This is a genomic window from Actinoplanes philippinensis (assembly GCF_900113015.1).
Lineage (GTDB): Bacteria > Actinomycetota > Actinomycetes > Mycobacteriales > Micromonosporaceae > Actinoplanes > Actinoplanes philippinensis.
The window spans coordinates 166,495-190,196 of sequence record NZ_FONV01000004.1; the positions used below are offsets into that span (position 1 = coordinate 166,495).

At 73.2% G+C, this 23,702-nt stretch carries 20 protein-coding genes and 1 pseudogene; 8 read left to right on the plus strand and 13 right to left on the minus strand.

The genetic code is table 11. The features are described from left to right. Window positions 1-31: 31 nt before the first annotated feature. The 3 genes from BM290_RS11055 to BM290_RS11065 are packed head-to-tail and all read right to left on the minus strand — an operon-like array spanning window position 32 to window position 1,936. Window positions 32-661: a GOLPH3/VPS74 family protein gene (locus tag BM290_RS11055; RefSeq protein ID WP_093612793.1), complete on the minus strand. Its 630-nt coding sequence runs from the start codon at window positions 659-661 to the stop codon at window positions 32-34. Beyond that, window positions 658-1,020 (minus strand): type II toxin-antitoxin system antitoxin, encoded by a 363-nt coding sequence (locus BM290_RS49640; RefSeq protein ID WP_093612795.1) that lies wholly within the window; start codon window positions 1,018-1,020, stop codon window positions 658-660. The genes BM290_RS11055 and BM290_RS49640 overlap by 4 nt, the downstream gene beginning before the upstream one ends. A gap of 4 nt (window positions 1,021-1,024) precedes the next feature. Then, window positions 1,025-1,936 carry an SPFH domain-containing protein gene (locus tag BM290_RS11065; protein WP_093612797.1) on the minus strand — a complete coding sequence of 304 codons (912 nt, stop codon included), beginning with the start codon at window positions 1,934-1,936 and terminating at the stop codon, window positions 1,025-1,027. 146 nt (window positions 1,937-2,082) lie between these two features. Between BM290_RS11065 and lon the strand changes: the two genes are divergently transcribed. After that, window positions 2,083-4,389 (plus strand): endopeptidase La, encoded by a 2,307-nt coding sequence (gene lon / locus BM290_RS11070; RefSeq protein ID WP_093613658.1) that lies wholly within the window; start codon window positions 2,083-2,085, stop codon window positions 4,387-4,389. Window positions 4,390-4,395: 6 nt separating this feature from the next. On the opposite strand, the gene pdhA is transcribed toward lon, so the two are convergent. The 5 genes from pdhA to BM290_RS11095 all read right to left on the minus strand — a co-directional run bounded on the left by pdhA (window position 4,396) and on the right by BM290_RS11095 (window position 9,540). Beyond that, window positions 4,396-5,517, minus strand: coding sequence for a pyruvate dehydrogenase (acetyl-transferring) E1 component subunit alpha (gene pdhA, locus BM290_RS11075; RefSeq protein ID WP_093612799.1), 1,122 nt, complete (start codon window positions 5,515-5,517; stop codon window positions 4,396-4,398). Between the two features lie 76 nt (window positions 5,518-5,593). Then, window positions 5,594-6,034, minus strand: a complete 441-nt coding sequence (locus BM290_RS11080; RefSeq protein WP_093612801.1) for a hypothetical protein — start codon at window positions 6,032-6,034, stop codon at window positions 5,594-5,596. Window positions 6,035-6,183: 149 nt separating this feature from the next. Beyond that, on the minus strand, window positions 6,184-7,899 hold the full coding sequence (locus tag BM290_RS11085) for a sensor domain-containing diguanylate cyclase (RefSeq protein WP_093612803.1): 1,716 nt from the start codon (window positions 7,897-7,899) through the stop codon (window positions 6,184-6,186). A gap of 1 nt (window position 7,900) precedes the next feature. Beyond that, entirely contained in the window at window positions 7,901-9,091 is a 1,191-nt protein-coding gene (locus BM290_RS11090) for an FIST signal transduction protein (protein WP_093612805.1), read from the minus strand. A gap of 80 nt (window positions 9,092-9,171) precedes the next feature. Further along, window positions 9,172-9,540, minus strand: a complete 369-nt coding sequence (locus BM290_RS11095) for a MerR family transcriptional regulator (RefSeq protein ID WP_093613660.1) — start codon at window positions 9,538-9,540, stop codon at window positions 9,172-9,174. A 59-nt stretch (window positions 9,541-9,599) separates the two neighbouring features. Here BM290_RS11095 and BM290_RS11100 point away from each other — a divergent pair, with 59 nt between their 5' ends. Next, window positions 9,600-10,316, plus strand: a complete 717-nt coding sequence (locus tag BM290_RS11100; RefSeq protein ID WP_093612807.1) for an SDR family oxidoreductase — start codon at window positions 9,600-9,602, stop codon at window positions 10,314-10,316. On the opposite strand, the gene BM290_RS11105 is transcribed toward BM290_RS11100, so the two are convergent. Both BM290_RS11105 and BM290_RS11110 read right to left on the minus strand, forming a co-directional pair. Beyond that, window positions 10,306-12,273: a hybrid sensor histidine kinase/response regulator gene (locus BM290_RS11105; RefSeq protein ID WP_093612809.1), complete on the minus strand. Its 1,968-nt coding sequence runs from the start codon at window positions 12,271-12,273 to the stop codon at window positions 10,306-10,308. The genes BM290_RS11100 and BM290_RS11105 overlap by 11 nt on opposite strands. Beyond that, window positions 12,274-13,008 (minus strand): sensor histidine kinase, encoded by a 735-nt coding sequence (locus BM290_RS11110; RefSeq protein WP_093612811.1) that lies wholly within the window; start codon window positions 13,006-13,008, stop codon window positions 12,274-12,276. It abuts the gene before it with no gap. Between the two features lie 67 nt (window positions 13,009-13,075). Here BM290_RS11110 and BM290_RS11115 point away from each other — a divergent pair, with 67 nt between their 5' ends. The 5 genes from BM290_RS11115 to BM290_RS11135 all read left to right on the plus strand — a co-directional run bounded on the left by BM290_RS11115 (window position 13,076) and on the right by BM290_RS11135 (window position 21,366). Next, the gene (locus tag BM290_RS11115; RefSeq protein ID WP_143133702.1) at window positions 13,076-16,585 is read left to right on the plus strand and encodes a PAS domain S-box protein; all 3,510 of its coding nucleotides are present in this window, start codon (window positions 13,076-13,078) and stop codon (window positions 16,583-16,585) included. A 15-nt stretch (window positions 16,586-16,600) separates the two neighbouring features. Then, window positions 16,601-17,740, plus strand: a complete 1,140-nt coding sequence (locus BM290_RS11120) for a sensor histidine kinase (RefSeq protein ID WP_093612815.1) — start codon at window positions 16,601-16,603, stop codon at window positions 17,738-17,740. Further along, window positions 17,737-18,396 carry a response regulator gene (locus BM290_RS11125; RefSeq protein ID WP_093612817.1) on the plus strand — a complete coding sequence of 220 codons (660 nt, stop codon included), beginning with the start codon at window positions 17,737-17,739 and terminating at the stop codon, window positions 18,394-18,396. The genes BM290_RS11120 and BM290_RS11125 overlap by 4 nt, the downstream gene beginning before the upstream one ends. A gap of 82 nt (window positions 18,397-18,478) precedes the next feature. Beyond that, window positions 18,479-18,886 carry a hypothetical protein gene (locus tag BM290_RS11130; RefSeq protein ID WP_093612819.1) on the plus strand — a complete coding sequence of 136 codons (408 nt, stop codon included), beginning with the start codon at window positions 18,479-18,481 and terminating at the stop codon, window positions 18,884-18,886. Next, the gene (locus tag BM290_RS11135; protein ID WP_093612821.1) at window positions 18,886-21,366 is read left to right on the plus strand and encodes an FtsX-like permease family protein; all 2,481 of its coding nucleotides are present in this window, start codon (window positions 18,886-18,888) and stop codon (window positions 21,364-21,366) included. The genes BM290_RS11130 and BM290_RS11135 overlap by 1 nt, the downstream gene beginning before the upstream one ends. 30 nt (window positions 21,367-21,396) lie before the next feature. Here the strand turns inward: BM290_RS11135 and BM290_RS51050 are convergent. The 3 genes and pseudogenes from BM290_RS51050 to BM290_RS11145 all read right to left on the minus strand — a co-directional run. Then, window positions 21,397-21,528: pseudogene (locus BM290_RS51050) on the minus strand (hypothetical protein); the annotation flags it as partial. Window positions 21,529-21,615: 87 nt separating this feature from the next. Further along, window positions 21,616-22,302: a CBS domain-containing protein gene (locus BM290_RS11140; protein ID WP_093612823.1), complete on the minus strand. Its 687-nt coding sequence runs from the start codon at window positions 22,300-22,302 to the stop codon at window positions 21,616-21,618. 87 nt (window positions 22,303-22,389) lie between these two features. Beyond that, on the minus strand, window positions 22,390-22,836 hold the full coding sequence (locus BM290_RS11145) for a cyclic nucleotide-binding domain-containing protein (protein ID WP_093612825.1): 447 nt from the start codon (window positions 22,834-22,836) through the stop codon (window positions 22,390-22,392). Window positions 22,837-23,088: 252 nt separating this feature from the next. Between BM290_RS11145 and BM290_RS11150 the strand changes: the two genes are divergently transcribed. Then, window positions 23,089-23,691, plus strand: coding sequence for a nitroreductase family protein (locus BM290_RS11150; RefSeq protein ID WP_093612827.1), 603 nt, complete (start codon window positions 23,089-23,091; stop codon window positions 23,689-23,691). Window positions 23,692-23,702: the final 11 nt, after the last annotated feature.

The following is a 23,702-nucleotide window of genomic DNA, read 5'->3' on the forward strand; positions in this document are numbered from 1 at the left end:
CGCATCCGATTTTCCCGGCCGCCCGCCGTGCCTACGCGGCTGCCGCGGCGGCGGAGGCCTGGATCGACTTGCGCAGGGCCGGCCCGATCGGTCCGCTGAGGTCGGTGAGCTCCTGGATGCGCCGTTTGGCGTCCTGCCGGGCCCGGCGGTCGACGACCAGGCTGAGCTGACCGGCGACCACGATGGCGACCAGGGTCGCGTCGGCGGGGTCGACCCGGTTGATCGGATCCTTCAGGGCGGCCCGGACGCGGCCCAGCAGCTCCTTGCGGACCCGCGGATCACGCAGGGTGACCTTGGTGGCGGGAAAGATCCCGAGGACGCGGTACGGCTCGAGCCGCGCCCACCCGTCCTCGCCCAGCTGCCGGCGCACCGCGACGACGGTGGCGTGCTGCCGGCGGTCCACCCAGGTCTGCCACTTGCGCGGCCGGGCGGCGGCGATCTCGCCGAGCAGGGTGGCGAGGACCGGGTCGGCGGACGACCGGCCGGTCACGGCGACGGCCCGGCCCCGGTCGTCGGTGAGGTGACCCTGCACATACAGGTCGGCGAGGGCCGCCGCACGAACCATGGCGCCGAGGTTGGTGCCGATCCGGGGACGGCCCTTCTCCGGGTCGTGAGCCAGCAGGAAGATCCGCTGGGCGAGGCTGCCGGGGACGGTTGTCATGGCTGCTCCTCCTGGTCGTGCTGGTCGTCCTGGGCCGATGAGCCGGCGTCCGGGGCGGACGATCCGGCGCCCGGCCCGGGTGTGCCGTTGCCCACGGCGGGGGCGCCGCCGTCCGGCGCGAAGCTGCCGGCGCCGTCGTCGGCCTGGCCGGCCCCGGGGACGGGTGTGCCGGGTGGGCGGCCCGGGCCCCGCATCCGGCCGACCCCGCCAGGGAGCCGGCCGGCGTCGCCGAGCGCCTTGCGTAACAGGTACTCGATCTGGGCGTTGGTGCTGCGCAGCTCGTCACCGGCCCACCGTGCGAGGGCGTCGTGCACGGCGGGATCCAGCCGGAGCAGGAGCTTCTTGCGCTCGGTGGCCATGTGATCAGGAGTAGAGGGTGCCCGCGTTCACGACGGGCTGGGCGTCCCGGTCGCCGCAGAGGACGACCAGCAGGTTGCTGACCATGGCGGCCTTGCGCTCCTCGTCGAGGTCGACGACGTCGTGCTCGGTCAGCCGTGCCAGGGCCAGCTCGACCATACCGACAGCGCCCTCGACGATGCGGGTCCGTGCGGCGACGATCGCATTTGCCTGCTGCCGGCGCAGCATGGCGTGCGCGATCTCCGGCGAATACGCCAGACGAGTCAGCCGCGACTCGACGATCTTCACACCGGCGGCGGCGACCCGGACACCGATCTCCTCGGACAGCCGGGCGGTGATCTCGTCGGCGTTGTCACGCAGCGACATCAGGTTGGTGTCGTGCGCGTCGTAGGGGTAGCTGTTGGCGATGTGCCGCACGGCGGTCTCGGTCTGGATGGCCACGAACTCGATGAAGTCGTCGACCTCGAAGACCGCCCGCGCGGTGTCCTGCACCTGCCAGACGACCACGGCAGCGATCTCGATCGGGTTGCCGTCGGCGTCGTTGACCTTGAGGACGTCGCTCTCGTGGTTGCGGATCCGGGTGGAGACGCGGCGCCGGTTGGTGAGCGGGTTGACCCAGCGCAGCCCGTCGGTGCGCACCGTGCCGGTGTAACGGCCCAGCAGCTGGAGGACACGGGCCTCGCCGGGCGCGACCGGGGTGAGGCCGACCACGGTGATCGCGGCGCCGACCACCAGCAGAACGCTGACCGCGAGCAGGCCGAGCACGGTGCCGGCGGTGTCCTGCTGCACGGCGACGACGAAGACGGCGACGGCGATGACGACCGCCAGCACGGCCCCGGCGAGGACAGGCCAGCCGGAGGCGCCACGGGCGGTGCGCTCACGCACCTGCGGGGCAGGAAGGTCGAGGTGTTCGGACATTGGTGGCCTCCCCATGAGTGATGATGGCGTCACACTATCAATGTGATATCACTTTTTCAAGCTGGGTGTTCGCCGACAGTGAACGCCGGAAGAAGGGTGATCGTGGCCTGGTTGAGCGTGGCGTACTCAACTTCCCGGAGGTAACCGTGAGCAAGCGACTCCCCGTGCTCTTCCTCGACGACATCGTCCTGCTTCCGGGCATGGTCGTGCCGGTGCAGCTCGACGAGGCCGCGCAGGCCGCCGTCGACGCGGCCGTCACCTCGGCGGCCTCCGAGCTGCTGATCGCCCCGCGGCTGGAGGGGCGCTACGCGTCCTACGGTGTCGTGGCGAGCGTCGAGCAGGTCGGCAAGATCCGTGGCGGCTCCCCCGCCGCCGTGCTGCGCACCGGGCCCCGCGCCCGGATCGGCAGCGGCGTGACCGGGCCCGGCGCGGCGCTGTGGGTGGAGGCCGAGCCGGTCCCCGCCGAGAAGCCGTCCGAGCAGGTCCGTGAGCTGGCCGCCGAGTACAAGAAGCTGGTCGTCTCGGTGCTCCAGCGGCGCGAGGCCTGGCAGGTCATCGACTCGGTCAGCGCCATCGACGACCCGAGCGACCTGGCCGACACGGCCGGCTGGGCGCCGTACCTGTCCGGTGACCGCAAGCGCGAGCTGCTGGAGACGCCGGACGTCGAGGCCCGGCTCCGGCTGCTGATCGAGTGGACCCGCGACTTCCTGGCCGAGTCCGAGGTCAACGAGACGATCGAGAAGGACGTCCGCGAGAACGTCGAGAAGCGCAACCGCGAGTATCTGCTGCGCGAGCAGCTCAAGGCGATCCGCAAGGAGCTCGGCGAGGGCGAGGCCGACGGCAAGGACGACTACCGGGCCCGGGTCGAGGCGGCCGACCTGCCCGAGGCGGTCCGCGAGGCCGCGCTCCGCGAGGTCGACAAGCTGGAGCGGGCCGGCGACCAGAACCCGGAGGCCGGCTGGATCCGCACCTGGCTGGACACCGTCCTCGACCTGCCGTGGACCGTCCGGACCACCGACAACACCGACCTGGCGGCGGCCCGTGCCGTCCTCGACGCCGACCACCACGGCCTCGACGAGGTCAAGGAACGGATCGTGGAGTACCTGGGCGTCCGGGCCCGGCGCGAGCAGCGCGGCCGGGAGACGGTCGGCGGGCGCGGCTCCGGGGCGGTGATCCTGCTGGCCGGCCCGCCCGGAGTCGGCAAGACGTCACTCGGCGAGTCGGTCGCGCGGACGCTGGGCCGCAAGTTCGTGCGGGTGGCGCTCGGCGGCGTCCGCGACGAGGCGGAGATCCGCGGGCACCGGCGCACCTACGTGGGGGCGCTGCCGGGCCGGATCGTCCGGGCGATCCGCGAGTCGGGCTCGATGAACCCGGTCGTGCTGCTCGACGAGGTGGACAAGGTGGGCAGCGACTACCGGGGCGACCCGGCTGCCGCGCTGCTGGAGGTCCTCGACCCGGCGCAGAACCACACGTTCCGCGACCACTACCTGGACCTCGACCTGGACCTGTCGGACGTGCTGTTCATCGCGACCGCCAACGTCCTGGAGACGATCCCGCAGGCGCTGTTCGACCGGATGGAGCTGATCGCGATCGACGGCTACACCGAGAACGACAAGGTCGCCATCGCCCGCGACTTCCTGATCCCCCGGCAGCTGGAGCGCGCCGCGCTCGACCCCGGAGAGGTGACGGTCACCGAGGACGCTCTGCGCGAGATCGCCGCCAATTACACCCGGGAGGCGGGGGTACGGTCGTTCGAGCGCCTGCTGGCCAAGGCGTTCCGCAAGGTGTCGCTGCGGGAGCTGCCGGCCACTGTCGACACCGGTGATCTGAAGGACCTGATCGGCCGTCCCCGGTTCACGCCGGAGTCGGGCGAGCGGACCGCGGTCCCGGGTGTCGCCACCGGCCTGGCGGTCACCGGCATGGGTGGTGACGTCCTCTACATCGAGGCGTCGCTGCTGCCCGGCACCACACCCGGCCTGTCGGTCACCGGCCAGCTCGGCGACGTGATGAAGGAGTCGGCGCAGATCGCCCTGTCCTACGTCCGGGCGCACGCCGCGGAGCTGGGCATCTCCCCCGAGCAGCTGGATCACCCGATCCACCTGCACGTGCCGGCCGGCGCGGTGCCCAAGGACGGGCCGTCGGCGGGTGTCACGATGACGACCGCGCTGGTGTCGCTGCTGCTCGGACGCAACGTGCGGGCCGAGATCGGGATGACCGGCGAGGTGTCGCTGACCGGGCGGGTGCTGCCGATCGGCGGCGTGAAGCAGAAGCTGCTCGCCGCCCAGCGGGCGGGACTGACCGAGGTCTACATCCCGCACCGCAACGAGCCGGATCTCGACGAGGTGCCCGCGGACGTGCGGGAGGCGTTGACCGTACACCTCGTCTCCGATGTGCGGGAGATCCTGGAGAGCGCGCTGGAGGCGGTGACCACCGACGCGGTCGCGGCGGTCTGATCCTTTTCAGCCGTCGGTGGAGTCGAAGGACGCGTGGTAACCGGTGAACCACCGGCGCTGCGCGTCCAGCTCCGGCGAGCCGGTCGGGTAGACGTGGTCGAACAGCTCGACCGGCTGCCGGTCGGGCATCGCGAGCACGCGTTCACGCAGGTCGAGGGCGGCCTTCCGGGCGTCGTCCTCGACCTGCGCGAAGAAGTCGTCACCGGCGATCCGCTGCTTGACCAGGAAGGCCTTGAGCCGGCTGATCGGGTCCTTGGCCTTCCACGCCTCGACCTCGCCGGCCATCCGGTAGCGGGTCGGGTCGTCGGAGCTGGTGTGCGCGCCCATCCGGTACGTGTAGGCCTCGATCAGTTTCGGACCCTGACCGTGCCGGGCGTGGTCGAGGGCGGCGCGGGTGACGGCGTAGCTGGCCAGCACGTCGTTGCCGTCGACGCGGATGCCGGGGAAGCCGTAGCCGCCGGCGCGCCGGAAGAGCGGGACCCGGGTCTGCCGCTCGGCCGCCGCGGAGATCGCATACTGGTTGTTCTGGCAGAAGAACACGACCGGCGCGTTGAACACCCCGGACCAGACGAACGCCTCGTTGACCTCGCCCTGGCTGGAGGCCCCGTCGCCGAAGTAGGCGATCACCGCCTCGCCGTCGTCCGAGCCGGTCCTCCCCTCCATGGTCACACCCATGGCATACCCGGTGGCGTGCAGCGTCTGCGACCCGATGACGATCGTGTACTGGTTGAACTTGAACTCGTTCGGATCCCAGCCGCCCTGGTCCACCCCCCGGAACAGGCCGAACGGCATGATCGGGTCGATGCCCCGGCAGTAGAGCACCCCGTGCTCACGGTAGGTGGGGAACGCCATGTCCTGTGGCTGCAGCGCCCGCCCCGACCCGACCTGGGCGGCCTCCTGGCCGAGCAGGCTGGCCCACAGGCCCAGCTCGCCCTGCCGCTGCAGCGCCACGCCCTCGGCGTCGAGCCGGCGCACGGTGACCATGTCCTGGTAGAGCCCGCGATATTCGTCGTCGGTGAAGTCCACCGCATACGTCACCCCGTCCGGGCCGGTGACGCTGTCGACGTGGTCACCCTCGGGATTCAGAAGCTGTACGAAGCCGTCCGCCGCACCGTGTTGGTCCACCAGACGAACGTATGCCGTCCACCCGGCACCTGGTCAAGACCGGTCTCACTCGCCGGGCCCGGGAACGGCCGGAACGCGGTCAGCGGCGGCCGGTGGCCAGCGCGATCAGGAACTGGCCGCCACCGGTGTCGACGGTCGCGGTGACCGGCAGGCCGGGGACCAGCCGGGAGAAACGGTCGACGAGCCAGTCCGCCGCCTCCTGGGCGTCGCGGCGGCTCGGGCTGCGGGCCACCAGCTCGCGGCCGCCCTTGCGCTCCAGGCGCTCGGCGACGGTGATCAGCGGCGCCGGCTCCACCACGTTGAGCCGCTCGGGCCAGGCGATGACCACCTTGACCGCGCCCTTGCGGGTGTTGCAGGCGCGGTGGGCGAGCCGCTCGGTGACCTTGGCCTTGCGATCCGCGGTACGGCTGTCGACACTCGGGCCCCGCGGATCGTTGACCGACATGTCCGGGTCGACCGGCTCGTCACACACCCAGCAGCGCCAGCCGTCGCGTACGCCCACGTCCTCGAGGAGACTCACCCGAACAAATTAGCCCATAGGCAGTTGACTGTCGTGTGTATGGTTACTGCCTCCGGTGAGGGGAGAGATCGGTGCGGATGAGGACTTCGATCGCCATCGCTGCCGCCGCGCTCTCCGTCGCGGCCTCGTTCGTCATCGTGCGCCTGCCGTTACCGGTCGAGACGCCGGCCGAGGCCGAGGGGCTGCTCCGGGTTCTCGTCGTGACCGAGACCGGCGGCGGGTGGGACTGCCCCGACGAGTCCGACTACTGACCCGCGCCGTGCGGCCCGGCGGTGCTGCTTCGCGGTGTACATGGCGGCGTCCGCGGTGCTGAGCAGCACCGACGCGTCGTAACCGCAGGCCGCGGCCAGGCCCAGCCCGATGCTGCACCCGGCGGTCACCTGCACGGCCCCGGCCGGCAGCGGCAGCACGTAGGGCTCGTCCACGGCCTCCTGGATGCGCCCGGCCAGCAGCCCGGCCTCCGCCGCCGACGTGTCGGTGCAGGCGATCACGAACTCGTCGCCACCGAGGCGGGCCGCTATCCCGTGCAGGCCGGCCGTCTCGGACAGCCGCTGGGCCACGCCGATCAGCAGCTGGTCGCCGGCGTCGTGGCCGTACGTGTCGTTGACCGCCTTGAATCCGTCCAGGTCGAGGAAGAGCACCGCCACGTCGCTGCCGTCCTGCCGGCACCGGCTCAACGAGGCGGCCAGGGTCTCCATGAAGTAGGCGCGGTTCGGCATCCCGGTCAGCACATCCGTCTCCGCCTGCATGCGGATCCGCTGGAAGAGCAGCGCCTTCTCCAGGACCAGGCCACCCACGTCGGTCAGGTGGTCGAGGAACGAGCGGGCATCGGTGCCGTCGGCGGGCACCCCGGTCAGCAGCAGGCGGCCCGCGGGCGGGTCCTGGGTGCCCAGGCGCAGGGCCAGTGCCTCCGGCGGCAGCCCGGCCCGGTCGTCGCCGAGGATCCGCGGCCAGTCCGCGCCGCCGCCCGCGGCCAGCTCCTCGCCGTACGTGTCGGTGAGGTAGACCGCGGCGCCGGCGACCGGCACGTGCTCGATCATCGTGTCGACGATGTTGCGCGACGCGGTGATCACGTCGACCATGCCGGCCAGCCCCGCGGTGACCGTGTTCAGGCGCTGCAGCCGGCGCAGCTGGTCCTGGGTGCGCCGGTAGAGCCGGCCGTTGTCGATGGCCAGCGAGATCCGGCTGACCACCGCGATCAGCTCCTGGGTGTCGGCGTCGTCGAAGGGCCGGTCCTCGGTGCGGGCCAGCAACAGGTGACCGAGGTGCTCGCCACGGACGGTGAGCAGGCCGTAGGCGAGGTGGCACAGCCCGTTGGCGGCCAGCCAGTCCGGTGCGGGGACCGCGGTCACGGGCGCGGCGGTCACCGGCCGGGCCGCGGTGAGCGACCGCACGGCGGGCGGCGGTTTCAGCGTGCCGGGCGGCAGGTGCCGGGCCGCGATGCCCCACTGGGCGGCCAGCCGCAGCTCGCCGGGGGCGCCGGCCGGCGTGAGCACGACCGCGATGTCGGCGTCGAACAGCTCGGCGACGTCGCACACCGCGCATTCCAGCACGTCGTCGACCTCGGTCACCTTGCCGAGCGAGGTGACCAGCTGCGCGAGCCGGGTGGCCCGGGCCAGGGCGCGGGCCGACACCGCCCGTGATTGTGCCAGCTCGGCGCGCAGCCGGCGGATCTCGTCGGCCGACGCCGGATCGGCCACCGCCGCGCGGCCGGCGGCCATGCCGGCATCGGCGGCCGTCCTCGGATCGTCGGCCATGCCGGCAGCAGTGGCCGTCCTCGGATCGTCGATCATGCCGGCATCGGCGGCCGTCCTGGGATCGTCGATCATGCCGGCATCGGTGGCCGTCCTGGGATCGTCGGCCATGTCAGAAGGCGAGGACGACGACGGTGGCGTTGTGGAAGCCGGTCGAGCCGGTGACCCGGGCGAACTCCCCGTAGGTGAAGAACCCGGCGAACGGCGCGCCGCCCAGCCGGTCACCGATCGCGGCGGCCTCGTCGAACACCCGGTCGCCGAGCGGCTCGACCCGGCCGGCGCAGCTGAACACCAGCGCGCCTCGCGGCGGGGCGCCGAGGCGCTGGACGGCGGTGGCCGCGGCCGTGCCGGCGGCGTCCACCAGGTCCCCGCAGTTCCCGGCGAGCACCTGCACCACCGACTGCTCGCTGACGTGGCCGAACATGACCAGCGAGCCCTCCGGCGTACGGCCGAGGATGTGCCGCCCGTCGAACGCGCCCGCCGGGTTGGCCAATCCGAGCGGGTGGTCGAAGGTGAGCTTGGCGAACGTCGGCTCCGCGCCGTCACCCGGATCGCCGGCGCGCAGCTCGCCGCCACGCTGGGCGAGGTAGGCCTCGGCGGCCGGGCGCCCGTCGAGCTCGTGGATGACGTTGCCCTCGGTGCGGGTCACCGTCATCGGGTCGCCGATCGGGTGCCAGCCGTGCGCGACGCCGATGCCGAGCGGGTGCGGCGAGTTGATCCAGATCGCGACGAGGCTGTTGGACATGAGTTTGCCGTCGGCGAACTGGTAGGTGGTGCGCATCGACAGGTCCTCCGAGGCCGCGCCGCCGACCAGGGGCACGGTGGCGCCGGTGACCGCGTAGCTGCCGCGGACCACCTCGCGCTGGTCGCCGGCCAGGCCGTCGGAGAGCACCATCAGCACCGAGTGCTCGCCGTCGCCGCCGGCGCGTTCGCGGGCCGACTCGGTGACCCGGCGGGCGGCGGCGCGCAGGTCGGCGCTCACCGAGTCGGCGACCGCCACGCCGAAGGTCAGCTCCGCGGCGGGGATGTAGAGGGCCACGGCGCCGCTGTCGACGTACGCCGCCGACGTGCACCCGGCGAAGGCGGTGCAGCCGACGACCTGCGCGGGCGCCGCGGCCTCGGCCACCGCCTCGAAGAACCGCAGCGGGTCGTACTCGGCGGTCACGTGCACGATCACCAGGTCGGCGGGCTCGGGTGTACGGCCGTCGAGCGCCGCCCCCACGCACGCGCGGGCCGCGGCCTCCGGGTCGGTGTCGGTGCTGCTGCCCTGGCCGACGCTGTGCCGGTCGCTGTCGTTCGCCATGATCGCCCCTCGCCGGCACCGTCGTGCCACCCCTGCTCCTCGTCTCCTATCGGCCGGGCGGGCGCGGGCTTGACGATTTGTCAGTCGTGAACAACGGTGCAGCCGTTCGCCGGGTCGACGGTCGACGCGATGACCGCGTCGAGCCGGTCGCGGGTGTGGATCAGGGCGGTGATCTGCTCGTCGATGCGGGCGCGCTCGGCGGCGAGCCGCGCCTGCGACTCCGGCGTGCTGACCTTGGCATCGACGCAGGGCAGCAGCTCGGCGATCGTACGGCTGGACAGGCCCGCGCCGTAGAGCATCTGGATGAGCTGCACCCGGTCGACGGCGGGCTCCGGGTAGTGCCGCTGGCCGCTGTCGCTGCGGCCCGCGGCGAGCAGCCCCTGCTCCTCGTAGTACCGCAGCGCGCGGACGCTGACCCCGGACTTCGTCGCCAGCTCGCCGATACGCATCGTGACCCCCATCATAAGACTTGCCTCTGACGTCAACGTCAGGTCCTAGCGTAGTCCGCATGCAGATCAACGGAGCAAATGTCCTGGTCACCGGCGCTAACCGGGGCCTCGGCCGGCAGTTCGCCCGGTCCTTCGTCGAGCGTGGCGCCGCCAAGGTGTACGCGACCGCCCGCCGTCCCGAGCTCATCGACGTGCCCGGCGTGATCCCGGTACGGCTGGACGTCACCGACAGCGCCTCGATCGCCGCCGCGGCGGAGGCCGCGCCCGACGTGAACGTGCTCGTCAACAACGCCGGCATCTCGACCGGCGCGTCTCTGGTCACCGGCGACCTGGCCCTCATCCGCAGCGAGCTGGACACCCACTTCTACGGCACGCTCGGCGTGATCCGGGCGTTCGCGCCGCGGCTGGCCGGCGGGGCGATCCTCAACGTGCTGTCGGCGATCTCGTGGCTGGCCGCCGAGGGAGCCGGCGCCTACCACGTGGCGAAGGCGGCCGAGTGGGCGCTCACCAACAGTGTGCGGCTGGAGCTTGCCGGTCAGGACACCCTGGTCACCGGCCTGCACCTGGGCGCGGCCGACACCGACATGATGGCCTGGTACGAGGGGTACAAGACGTCTCCCGAGGAGATCGTGACGGCGGCGCTCGACGGCATCGAGGCGGGCCGTACCGAGGTGCTCGCCGACGTGTGGAGCAAGCAGGTGAAGGCGTGGTTGGCCGAGGACCCGAGCGTGATCTACCGGGAGGCGGCGGTGGCGCTGAGCAATCTCAGCTCGTGACGGCGGTGAGGACCGTGTGCAGCGCGGTCAGCAGCTGCTCGGCGGTGAACGGCTTGCCGACGACGGTCACCGACGGGTCGAGCAGACCCTGCTCGGACATCAGCGGGTCGGCGTAGCCGGACATGTAGAGCACCGGGACGGCCGGGAGCACACCCCGCAGGGCGGCGGCGAGCTCCGGGCCGTTGAGGTGCGGCATCACCACGTCGGACAGGACCGCGTCGATCCGGTCCGGGTGGTGGCGGGCGATCTCCAGCGCCTGCCGGCCGTCGGCGGCGGTCAGCACCGTGTAGCCTGCCCGGCCCAGGATGCGGCGGGCGGCCTCGCGGACGCCGTCCTCGTCGTCGGCGACCAGCACGGTGTGGCCGGTGCCGGCCGACCCGGTGACCGGCGCGGCGATGTGGGCTACCGGCTCGTCGGTGGCGGGCAGGCGCAGGTGGACGGTGGTGCCGTGCCCGGGCCGCGACTCCAGTGTCAGATCGCCGCCGGACTGCCGGACGATGCCGTACGCGGTGGCGAGCCCGAGGCCGGTGCCGTGCCCCTTGGGTTTGGTGCTGAAGAACGGCTCCACCGCCCGGTCGAGCACGTCGGGGCTCATGCCGTGACCGGTGTCGTGCACGGTGAGGTGCACGTGTCCGTCGCGCTCGGCGTCGCGGCTGGTGAAGGTGAGCACTCCCCCGTCGGGCATCGCGTCGCGGGCGTTGGTGGCCAGGTTGATCAGCACCTGGGTGAGCTTGGCGCGGTCCGCCTTCACGTTGCGCACGCCGGGCTGCAGGTCGGTGTCGACGGTGATGTGCGGGCCGGGCGAGCCGAGCATGGCGGTGACCTCGGCGACGACCGCGTTCGGGTCGAGCACGGTCAGCGCGACCACTTCGCGGCCGCCGAAGGTGAGCAACTGGTGGGCGAGGTAGGCGGCGCGTTTGCCGGCGGTGCTGATCCGGTCCAGGTCGGCCAGGATCGCCGCGGCGGCGCCGTCGGTCAGCGGGGCGCCGGTGGCGTCCTGGACGGCGTCGGCGGTGAACTCGGTGAACGAGAGCACGATGTTGAGCATGTTGTTGAAGTCGTGGGCGACCGCGCCGGACAGCCGGGCGAGGCTGTCGAAACGCTCGGCGATACGGCGCCGCTCCTCCGCGTGGCGGCGCTGCTCGGCCTCGACGACCGAGGTGACGTCGTCGACGGTGGCGACGAACCCGGCCGGCGCGGTCTCGGCGTCGTCGATGCGCCGGATCGTGGTGTGCAGCCAGCGACGCTGGTCCGGTCCGAGGTGGATCTCGCCGTAGTAGCCGGCCTGGCCGCCGGGCAGCCCGTGGGTGATCAGCTCGTCACGGTCCACGCCGGTGAGGCAGCGCAACCAGCCGGCGCCGTGCAACTCGGCGGCGGTCAGGCCGGTGATGTCGCTGAGCCGCGGGTTGGTGTAGGTGGCGTGCAGCCCGTGCGGGCCGGAGACGATGCCGACCGGGGAGACGTCGGCGAGGGCGGCGAACCGGGCCTCGCTCTCGTCCAGGGCCAGCGCCTTCTCGACGAGCTTCGCGTTGACCGCGCGCAGGTGCTCGGCCCCGGCGTCGCCCGGCCCAGCGGCGGCCGTCGCCGGGTCGCTGTGCAGGGCGCGGTCGATCGCGACCAGCAGGTCGGCGGGGTCGGCGGACTTGGAGACCACCTGGGCGACGCCGTAGGCGGCGGCGAGCGGCGCGGCCTCGTCGGGCCGGAAGTTGGCGGTGTAGAGCAGGACCGGGATCCCGGCGGTACGGCTGTCGGCGCGCAGCCGGTGCACGAACTCGTAGCCGTCCATGCCCGGCATGACCACGTCGGCGAGCACGATGTCCGGGTGCAGGCGCCGGGCCAGTTCCAGGGCCTCCGCCCCGGCGGTCGCCTCGATCACCTGGTGGCCGCCGTCGTCGAGGGTGATCCGGGCGACCTCGCGGTTGGTGGCGCGGTCGTCGACGACCAGGACGGTGGCCATTCAGGTCTCCCTTCCGTGGCCGGTCACGAGCGGCGCCAGGGTGAGGGTGCAGGTGGTGCCGGCGCTGCCGGTCCGCACGGCGAGCCCCGCGCCACAGCGGCGGGCGTGCCGGACAGCGAGCGGCAGGCCCAGCCCGGTGCCGGCGACGTCGCCCTCCCGGGCCGCACGACCGCGCTCGAACGGTAGGAACACCCGCTCCCGCTCGTCGCCGGCCAGACCCGGCCCGTCGTCGCTGATCTCGATGGCCGGGCCGTCGGCGTGCACGGTGAGGCGCACGGACGGGCCGTCGGCGTACTTGATGGCGTTGTCGAGCAGCTCGGTGACGGCGTCGCACAGGTCGTCGTGGTTCGCCAGACCGGACACCGGTGACGGCGGGAGTTGTAGCCGTACCCCCCGATGGTGTTGATCTGCGGCGGCAGCCGTCGCGGTGACCGCCTGCTCGCAGACGGCGCGGCAGTCCACCGGCTCCAGCCGCCGCCCGGCGTCGGCGGTCCGGGCCAGGGTGACGATCCGCTCGACGGTGGCGAGCAGCTCGGCCGCACTGTTGTTGATCATGTCGAGTTGCCGGGCCTGCTGGGCCGCGTCGGTGGCGCCGTCGGCCAGCTTCCGGCCCATGATCTTGGTGAGGCCGATGATCCCGGCGAGGGGCCCGCGCAGCTCGTGTCCCAGCCGGGACAGGGCGGTCCCGGCGAACGGGTCGCCGGGGTCGGCTATCGCGACGGTTACCTGGCCCATGCCGCTTTCCCTGCGATAGTTCGGTGAACGCGTCCTGTGCAGTCAGTTTATTGGTGACCCTGGTGGCGTGACGGTTTCTTCGAGCAGGCGGACGGTCCGGGGGCGAACCTGGCGCGGCGCGACGATCACGGCGCTGCTGCTCGGTGTGCTCGGCGTGATCGACAACCTGCCGGCGGTGACACTGGGCCAGGGTTTGCCCGGTCACACCCTGATGTCACCGCACAGCGCGGCGATGACGTGCCTCGCGGCAACCGCGGTGCTGGTCGCCGGCCCGGTACGCACCGGCGTCCGGCGGCGGTGGATCGTACGCCTCCTCGCGCTCGCCGTCGTCGGTGTCGCGATCGAGCGGCTCCTGCACAACCTCACCGCCCTCGCCGAGAACCGGCCGCCGATGCGGTCGCCGGTCGCGTTCCTGCTGATCGGGCTGGCGCTGCTGCTGCTCGACACCGGCCGGCGCCGCGGCCACCTGCCGGCACAGGTGCTGTCCGCCGCGGCCGGGCTGCTGATGGGGGTCGCGGCGTGTGCCGCGCTGCTCGGGCTGGCGGCGCTGTCCTGGGACGCCACCGCCGAGTCCACGCCGCTGGGCACCCAGGCGGCGCTCGTGCTGCTGGCGCTGGCGGTGACGGTCAGCCGGCCCGGCACGCTCGCCGTGCAGATCTTCGGCAGCCGGCGCCTGGGCAGCCGGACGGTCCGGCGGCTCACCCCGGCGGTGACCGCCGTGGTGCTGCTCCTCGGCCTCTCCCTGGCGGCGTTGAAGGACCTCGGCTTCAGCCTGGAGGGGGTGGTGGCGAACATCGTCGTCACCGCGCTGCTGCTCACCCTCTACCTGGTGCTGCTGCGCGCCGGGCACATGCTCAACGAGGCCGACGCCGGACGGCTGCGCCTGATCGCAAAGTTGCGTGAGCAGCACGACTTCAGCGACACCGTGCTGACCGCGCTGATCGAGGGGGTGGTGGCGGTCGCCCCGGACGGGCGGGTGCTGCGGGTCAACGAGCGCTGGACGCGGATCACCGGCTTCGCCGCCGAGGAGGCCGTCGGGTTGCGGCCGCCCTACCCGTGGTGGCCGGAGGAGGGCTCGGACTGCTGCGCCCGGGAACTCAAGGCCGTGCTGGACTCGAGACACAGCACCGAGTTCGACGCCACGCTGCGCCATCGCGACGGCCAGGAACTCCCGGTGCTGGCGAGCATCCACCCGATCACCTCCGACGGGCACGTCACCATGCTCATCGTCACCTACCGTGACCTGACCGAACGGGACCGGGCGCAAGCCCAGCGCCGACAGATGGCCGAGGAGCTCGACCACTTCTTCACCCTCTCCCGGGACCTGATGTGCATGGCCTCCCGGGACGGCTACTTCACCCGGGTCAACCCGACCTGGACCGAGGTGCTGGGCTGGACGGTCGCGGAGCTGACCACCCGGCCGTACCTGACCTTCATCCACCCCGACGACGTCGACCGCACGGTGGCGCAGAACATCAGCCTGGTCGACGGGCTGATGCCGACGGTCTCCTTCGAGAACCGCTACCGCACCCGCGACGGCGACTACCGGTGGCTCGCCTGGAACGCCACCCCGGCCGAGAAGGGCGACGGCATCTACGCCGTGGCCCGGGACGTCACCGAGGCGAAACGGGCCGAGCAGCGGTTCCGGCAGCTCGTGTTCAACGCTCCGGACGCCATGGTGATCGTCGGCGCCGACGGGGTGATCCGCCTGGTCAACGACCAGACCGAGCGGCTGTTCGGCTGGTCCGCCCCGAGCCTGGTCGGCCGGCGGGTGGACGTCCTCATTCCGCCGCGGCTGCGCCCGCACCACGACGAGGACATGCGCGAGTACCTGGCCGACCCGTCGCCGCGGCGGATGGGGATCGGCCGGGAACTCCGCGCGCTGCACCACGACGGCAGCGAGTTCCCGGTCGAGATCAGCCTCGCGCCGCTGGACACCGAGGAGGGGCTGCTGGTGTCGGCAGCGATCCGGGACGTCTCCGAACGGCAGCGCACCGAGCGGGCCCTGGCCGCCGCACGGGACGAGGCGCTCGCCGCGGCGGCCGCGAAGTCGCAGTTCGTGGCCATGGTCAGCCACGAGATCCGGACCCCGATGAACGGGGTGATAGGTCTGACGAAGCTGCTGCTGGACACCGCGTTGCAGCCGGCGCAGCGGCGCTACGCCGAGTCGATCCGCGCGTCCGCGCAGGCGCTGCTGGCGATCATCAACGACATCCTGGACTTCGCCAAGATCGAGGCGGGCCGGGCGACCCTCGCCGAACTCGACTTCGACCTCGGTGACCTGCTCGAACAGATCGCCCACGCGGCCGCCGCCGCGGCCCGGGACAAGGCCCTCGACATCGTCGGCTACTACCCGGCGGACCTGCCGGCGGCCGTGCACGGCGACGAGGGGCGGCTGCGGCAGGTGCTGCTGAACCTGGTCGGCAACGCGGTCAAGTTCACCCACCGCGGTGAGATCGTGATCCGGGTCGACCCGGACGGTCCGGCCACCGGCGACCGGCGGTGGTACGACTTCAGCGTCTCCGACACCGGCATCGGCATCGACGCCGGTCAGATCGCCCGGATGTTCGAGCCGTTCACCCAGGCCGACGGCACCAACAGCCGCGAGTTCGGCGGCACCGGGCTGGGCCTGACCATCAGCCGGCAGCTCGTCGAGCTGATGGGCGGCACACTGCGGGCCGACAGCGAGCCGGGGCACGGCAGCCGGTTCCACTTCCGGGTAGCGCTCGGCGCGGTGGCCGCGGCGCCCGACCCCCACCAGCGGCACCGAGGGCTGGCCGGCCGCCGGCTGCTGATCGCCGACGCCAACCCGACCAGCCGCAGCTTCCTGGCCGAGCACGTCGAGGCGTGGGGCATGCGGGTCACCGCCGCCGACAGCGCCCCGGCCGCCCTCGACCAGCTGGGCCAGGCGTGCCGCCGCGGCGAGCCGCACGACATCGCCGTCATCGACCACCACATCACCCGCCTCGACGGCGTGGAGCTGATCTCGGTGCTGAGCGCCCAGCCGGAGATCGAGCCGCGCCCGTTCTGCGTGCTGCTGAGCCGCGACCCGTCGGCCGAGCACCGGATCACCGACCACGCCGGCGTGGACGTGCTGGCCAAGCCGATCGGGCCGTCGGTGCTCTTCGACTACCTGATCAGCCGGTTCGGCGGGACGGCCGCGCCGGCGGCGGAGGACCATCGGCCGTCGCCCGAGCCGGCCGGCCACCGCGGGCGGATCCTGCTCGCCGAGGACAACGAGATCAACCAGCTGGTCGCCGTCGACACCCTGGCCGGGCTCGGCTACGACACCGACATCGCGGCCAACGGGGAGGAGGCCGTCGAGCTGGCCGCCACCGGCGACTACGTCGCGATCCTGATGGACTGCCAGATGCCCCGGCTCGACGGTTACCAGGCCACCGAGCAGCTACGCGCGCAGGAGGGGCCGGACCACCACACCCCGATCATCGCGATGACCGCCGGGGTGCTGGCCGAGGACCGGCGGCGGGCGCTGCGGGCCGGGATGGACGACTTCCTGGCCAAGCCGATCGACCCGGAGAAACTGCGGGCCGCACTGGATCACTGGACGCACGTGTAGGTCTAGGGTGGCGGGATGTCCGTTCGGTGGGTCCCGCGGCTGCTCGTCCTGTGGGACCTGATGATCGCGACGGCTGTCGCCACCGTCGCCGTGCAGTACCGCGACCTGTCGTGGCGCGACGTGCTGCCCGGCGTCGCCATGGCGGCCGCGCTGATCGCCCGGCGCTTCGCGCCGATCCGGGTGTTCGCGCTGGTCACCGTCCTCGTGCTGGTCCAGGTGGCGATCGCTGAGGCGGTTCCGGCGGCGTACGACGTGGCGCTGGTCGTGGCGATGGCGGCGGTGGTCGTCCACTCCCCCGCACGTGCCGCGGGCTACGTCTGCGGGGCGATCGTGGCCGCCGCGGTGGTGACGGCCTCGATGATCCGGGTCGACCAGGAGTGGTCCGGTTCGCCGCTCGACTACCCGTACCTCGGCGAGCAGGTCGCCGCGCTGGGCGGGTGCGGCGCGTTGTGGCTGTTCGCCTACGTGTTCCGGACCAGCCGGGAGCGGGCCGCGAGCGCCGAGCGGGAAGCCGATCACCTGGCCCGGCTGGCGGCCGCCGACGAGCGGGCCTTCATCGCCCGGGAGCTGCACGACGTGGTGGCGCACAGCCTGGCCGTGATGATCGCCCAGGCCGACGGCGCGAGCTACGTGGCCGACCCCGGCACGGCGCGGGCGGCGATGCGTACGGTCGCCGCGACCGGCCGTGAGGCGCTCGACGACATGCACCGGATCGTCGCCGTGCTCCGCGACACCGGCGACGACGACCCGCAGGACCGGCGCAGCCGCGGCCTGGAACAGCTCGGCACCCTCGCCGAACGGGCCCGGACCGCAGGGCTCGGTGTCGAGGTCCGGGCCGGCGGCGACACCGGGCGGCTGTCGGCGGCCGACGAGCTGACCGTGTTCCGGATCGTGCAGGAGTCGCTGACCAACGCGCTGCGGCACGCCGGCGCCGGGGCGAAGGTGCTGGTCGCGCTGGCGGTCGAGCCGGAGCGGGCGGTGCTGGAGGTGAGCGACGACGGGGGCGGCCGTCCGTCGGCGCCCGCCGCCGGCGGTGGGAACGGGCTGCTCGGCATGCGGGAACGGGTGGCGGTGCACGGCGGGGAGCTGACCGCCGGCCCGGCCGGCGGTGGCTGGCGGGTGCGGGCCGTGATCTCGCTCAGGGAGGCGCAGTGAGCATCAGGGTCCTGCTCGTCGACGATCAGGCGCTGGTCCGCGCCGGGTTCGCCATGGTGCTGTCCGCGCAGCCGGACATGGAGGTCGCCGGTGAGGCCGGGGACGGCGCCGAGGCGGTCGCGCTGGTGGCCCGGACACCGGCGGACGTCGTGGTGATGGACATCCGGATGCCGGTGATGGACGGGGTGGAGGCGACCCGGCGGATCTGCGCCGGCCCGGACGGCCCGCGGGTGCTGGTGCTGACCACGTTCGACACCGACGAGGACGCGTTCGCCGCGCTGCAGGCCGGGGCCAGCGGCTTCCTGCTCAAGAATGCGCCGCCCGAGCAGCTGCTCGCCGCGATCCGGGTGGTCGCCGCGGGCGAGTCGGTGGTCGCGCCGCGGGTCACCCGGGCGCTGCTGGACCGGTTCGCCGGGCAACTGACCCTGCCGGGCCGGGCCGACGAGCGGCTGGCCGCGCTGACCGACCGGGAACGGGAGGTGCTCGAACTGGTCGCGGCCGGGCTGTCGAACGCCGAGATCGCCGCCCGGCTGTTCGTCGCCGAAGGCACGGTGAAGACGCATTTCGGGCGGATCCTGGCTAAACTCGACCTTCGTGATCGGGTGCAGGCCGTCGTGTTCGCCTATGAGATCGGCCTGGTCAAGCCGGGGGTGTAAGACCTGAGTCGTACATCGGGCGTCCGAGGATCTGCTCCGGCGGCAATGCGCCGGACCCGCCCCGCGCCGAAGAATCCCTGACGTGAAGACCAAGCACATCAACGTCGCCTTCGTCGTCCTCGCCGCGGTCGTGCTGGCCGGCGTCGCCTACGGCGTCGACTACCTGTGGGACAAGCGCTTCGGGCCGACCGCCGCGTCGGCCGCCGACTGCCGGTTGGCCCAGGAGCTGATCGACAAGGCCCAGAACCCACCTTCCGACGCCGCCGAGGGCGAGAAGTGGGAGCAGCAGATCCGGCAGATCCGGTACACGCGGCTGGAGAACGACGGGATCAGCACCGAGGTCGGCAAGTACGTGCACTGGTCGATGGTCCGGGCGACCGGTGACCCGGCCCGGCCGCCCGCCGGCACGCTCGAGGAGATGACCGAGCTGGCCATCGGGCACTGCGAGGACAGCGGGGTCGAGCTGCGCGTACCGAAGATCGTCTTCTGATGTCCGCGAGCGTGCTGCGCACCCAGCTCGGCGGGGTGCTGCGCCGGCCCGGGCGGCTGCTGATGACCGGGCTGTCGGTGCTGGTGGCGGCGTTCGTGGTGTTCGGGGCGGTGCTGGCGTACGTCATCGTCACCCGGACCACCCTGGACACGTTCAGTCAGACGCCGGAGGCGGTGGACGTCGTCGCGTACACCACCGGGGGTGACCCCCTGAGTCCCGGGCAGGTCGCCGCGATCCGCGACACCCCCGGGGTCGCCGGGCTGACCGGCCGGGTCACCGCGTCGTTCACCGTCGGCAGCCCGTCGTCCGGCAGCGACCTCGACCTGCTCGCCGACCCCGGCGCCGGGCCGCTGTCCCGGCTCACCCTGGTCTCCGGCGCCTACCCGCGCGCCGCGCGGGAGATCGCGGTGGACCGGCGGGCCGCCGGACGGCTCGGCGTCACCGCCGGCAGCACCCTGCGGCTCGGCACCGGCGACCGGGCCCGCCGGCCGGCCACCGTCACCGTGACCGGCGTGGTCGACGGGCCACAGGACGCCACCGAGCGGGCGTGGGCGCCGGACCGGGTCGTCGCCGGGCTCACCGGCGAACCCGGATTCCCCCGGGTGGACGTGCTCGTCCAGCCCGGCACTGACGTGCCCGCGCTGATCAACGGACTGTCCGAGCGCCTGCTCCGCGATCCGGCCGCCTACGTCAGCATCACCACCGGCGAGACCATGCGGGTACGCGAGGCCCGCGACGCGGTACGCCCGTACGACCAGCTTTTCGCCCTGGTGGCGATGTTCGTGGCGATCGCCGTGGTGGCCGCCGCGCTGGTGGCGACGTCCACGTTCCGGATCGTGTTCGCACAGCGGCTGCGGCAGCTGGCGCTGTTGCGGGCGATCGGCGCGCAACGGTCCCAGCTGGTGATCGCGCTGTCGGTCGAGGGCGCCGTGACGGGCCTGGTCACCGGGACCGTCGGGGTGGTGCTCGCCCAGGCCGCCGGGTCGGCCGCCCCGGCGCTGGCCGCGATGTCCGGGCACACCCTGTCCGGGCCGGGCCCGCAGGTGGGCGCCGCGATCGCGGTGGTGATCGGCGCCGGGTCGCTGACCGCCGGGGCGGTGCTGGCGCCCGCGGTCTCGGCGGCCGGGGTCTCCCCGTTGCAGGCGCTGCGCAGCGCGAGCAGCCTGGCCGGCGAGCGCGGCATCTCCGGGCCACGGCTGGCCGGGGGGCTGCTGCTGGCGGCGGTGAGCGCCGGGCTGGCCTGGCTGACCGTGCGCGGCACGGGTTCGTCGGAGGCGCTGCTCCACCTGGTCGGGGTCGGCGCCTTCGGGTTCGGCGCGCTGATCGCGCTCGGCCCGGTGCTGATCCGCCCGATCCTCGCGGTCGCCGGATGGCCGCTGCGGCGGTTCGGCCCGGCCGGGCGGCTCGCGGTCAGCGGCATCGGCGGCACTCCCCGGCGGGCGGCGGCGGTGTCGGTGGTGGTCGCGCTCGGCGTGACCATGCTGGCCGGGACCGTGGTGGGCATCTCCAGCCTGCAACTGTGGACGGACCGGACGATGGCCGCCCGTACCCCCGCCGACCTGGCCCTGTTCGCCGACGGCGAGGTCGGTGACGTGGTGACCCGGCTGCGGGCCGACGCCCGCTTCCGGGACGTCACCCCGTTCCGGATGGCGGACTTCAGCGCCCCCGGCGGCGGGTTCTCGCACGGCGCAATCGCTGTCGACCTGACCGCGATGCCCGAGCTGCGCACCCTGGAGGCGTCCGCCGGGCGGCTGGAGGCGCTCGGTCCGGGAGCCGTCGTCCTGTCCTCGACGGCGGCGGGCGACCTGGACGCCAGGGTCGGTGACGTGGTGACGCTGCGGTCGGCCGGGGAGGTCCGGGCCGCGGTGGTCGCGGTCCTGACCGGGGACGGCCCGCTGCGTACGGGCGCGGTGCTCGCCCCCGCCGACCTGGACCGGCTGGGTGGCGTGTCGGCCGGGGTGCTCGCCGACATCGCCGCCGGCAGCCGGGACGAGGCGCTCGCCGCGTTCCGCAGCGCCGGCGGCCCGTCCGGGGCGGACGTGGCCGTGCTCGCCGACGAACGCGACAAGGCCGACGGCGAGGTGTCGTCCCTGTTCGCGGCGGCGGTCGGCCTGCTCGGGCTGACCGTGCTGATCGCCGCGGTCGGTGTCGGCACCACCACCGGGCTGTCCGCGCTGGAACGCACCCGCGAGTTCGGGCTGGCCCGCGCGCTGGGCCTGACCCGGGCCCGTTTGCGGCTGATGGTCGGCCTGGAGGCGGGACTGTACGGGCTGATCGGCGCGGTGCTGGGCATCGGCCTGGGCGTGCCGATGGCCTGGCTGGCCCTGGAGTCGCTGCGTCTCGACCTGCCACTGACCCTGCCGGCCGGACGGCTGGCCGCGATCGTGCTGCTGACCGCCGCGATCACCGTCGCGTCGGGTCTGCTGCCGGCCCGGCGGGCGGCCCGGGTCAGCCCGGTCGCCGCCCTGGCCACCGACTGAGCGACGGGCGGTTGCCCGGCCGACGTTCGCCCGACCAGCGTTTACCCGGCCGACGTTTACCCTGCCAGCGGTTGCCCGGCCGACGTTCTCTCGGCCGACGTTCGCCCGGCCGACGTTCGCCCGGCCGGCTGAGACGAAGCGGTTGCCCGGCCGGCGGATCATCGCCGGCCGGGACCGCCGGGGTTCCGGCCTGATAGGAGGAGCAGGTCCGGACCCGTCGCCGGCGGCGCCACCGCACCGCCGGCGAGATCAGGCGGCGTAGAACGACGAGGCGGGCTTGACCAGCTCACGATCGTTGAAGTCGAAGCTGAGCTGGGCGTCCACCGACACCACCCCCGCCACCTGGCGTACCAGGCGCTCGACCAGCGTGGACGTCGACCACCGTTCGGTGCGCCCGGAGAGCAGGACCGCTCCCCGATCGACGGCGGCCACCACGTGCGCCGTGCTCTCGGTCCAGGTGATCTCGTTGATCGCCGCGCGCACGTCGGCGAGGATCTCCGCGTCCGTCCGCAGGTGTTCCTTCAGCAGATCGCCGCGGCTCACGATGCCGGCCAGCCGCCCGTCCAGGTCCACCACCGGCAGCTGCTTGACGCGCGCCTGCTCCATCCGGCGGGCCGCGGCCCGGATCCCGGTCGTCGTACGGACCACCTCGGCGGGCGCGGTCATCAGCTCCCCGGCGGTCATCGCGTCCGCCTTGCGCCGCAGCGCCCGCCCCCGGAGCTGGAACCACCGGGGCCGCCCGGCATCCGCAAACTCGATCTTGAGGAGCAGGTCCGACGCGGACACCACCCCCAGCACGCGCCGATCGCCGTCCACAACCGGCACCGCGTTGATCCGGTGCTCCGCGAGCAGGACGATCAGCTCCCGGTACGGCGCACCCGGGCCGACCGCGACGACGTCCGCGGTCATCACCTCGTTGACCAGCCAGATCTTCATGTTCGATCCCTCCACCTCCGACGTTAGAGCGGCGGCGGCGCCTCCGGCAGGACACCAAGCCCCGCCCGGCCGGGCCGGAAGTCCCGGTCAGGGCAGGGGCAGCCGGCGGCGGGTGGCGAGCAGGCCGCCGTCGGCGACGGTGAGCAGCCGGGCGTAGAGCTCGCACCGCAGGTCCGGGTCGTCGGCGAGCTGGTCGCGCAGGCCGGCGGCGTGGAACTCCACCGCGTACAGGTCGTCGCCGACCACGCCGCCGAAGTCCCAGCGCCGGGCCCGGACCAGCGCCGCCCAGCCGACGAACTCCTCGCACCGGTCGACCACGACGTCACCGCGGCCGGGCACCGCCAGGTCGAGCAGCACGTGCCCGGAGTACACCAGCCAGACCAGCTCGATCGGCGCGCCGGCCCGGAACAGCCGCTGGCCCCGGCCGTGGTCGACGGGCCGTGCGTGGGCGGTGAGCCGGCGCAGCCAGGCCGTCGGCAGGTCGGCGAGCAGGGGGTGCAGCGCGAGCATGTCGAAGGTGGTCAGATCCGGCATGGTCGTCACGGTAGGGGGCCGGCACGGGCGGCGGGCAGGGCCGGAGGACACCGGTCGATGTGCTCAGAGGCGGGCGTGGGCGGCGTCGCGGGTGCGCCACCAGCGGCAGCGGGACGGCGGCTCGGCATGCCGGGGGCGGCCGTGGTCCTCGGCGAGCGCGCCCCCAGAACGCGGTACCTGCACACCGTACGCGGCGTGCCGCACGCCGCACCCTGATCCCCACGTGGCCCGCCGATTCGCTACCGTCGCCGGATGGCCGAATTCAATCAGGTGCTCCGCGGGCGGCGGATGGTTCGCGACTACCGGCCCGACCCGGTTCCCGACGAGGTCATCGAGCGTGTGGTGAAGGTGGTGCACCGGGCGCCGAGCGCGGGCTTCAGCCAGGGTCACCGGCTGGTGGTCGTCACCGATCCCGCCAAGCGCGCCGAGCTCGCCGCGATCGCCGAGCCCTGGTATCGGGAGAAGGGCTTCCCCCCGTGGATCTCCACGGCGCCGGTGCAGCTGGTCCTGGGCATCCGCGAGGCGTCCTACCACGAGCGTTACACCGAGGCGGACAAGCTGGAGTCCGGCGCCGAGGAGATCCCGTGGCCGGTGCCGTTCTGGTGGTTCGACTCCGGTGCGCTGTTCACGCTGCTCCAGCTGGCCGCCGCGAACGAGGGCCTGGCCAGCGGTTTCTACAGCCCGGCGTTCCCGGACGAGCTGGCGGCGCTGTCCGCCGTGGCCGGCCTGCCGGACGACGTGGCCCTGGCGGGGGTGCTCACCGTCGGCTACCCGGCCGCCGACCCGGGTGTCCCGGTGGCGAAGCTGGCCGCGCGCCGCAAACCGATCGACGACCTGGTGTCCTGGCTGCGATGAGGTCCTGAGCC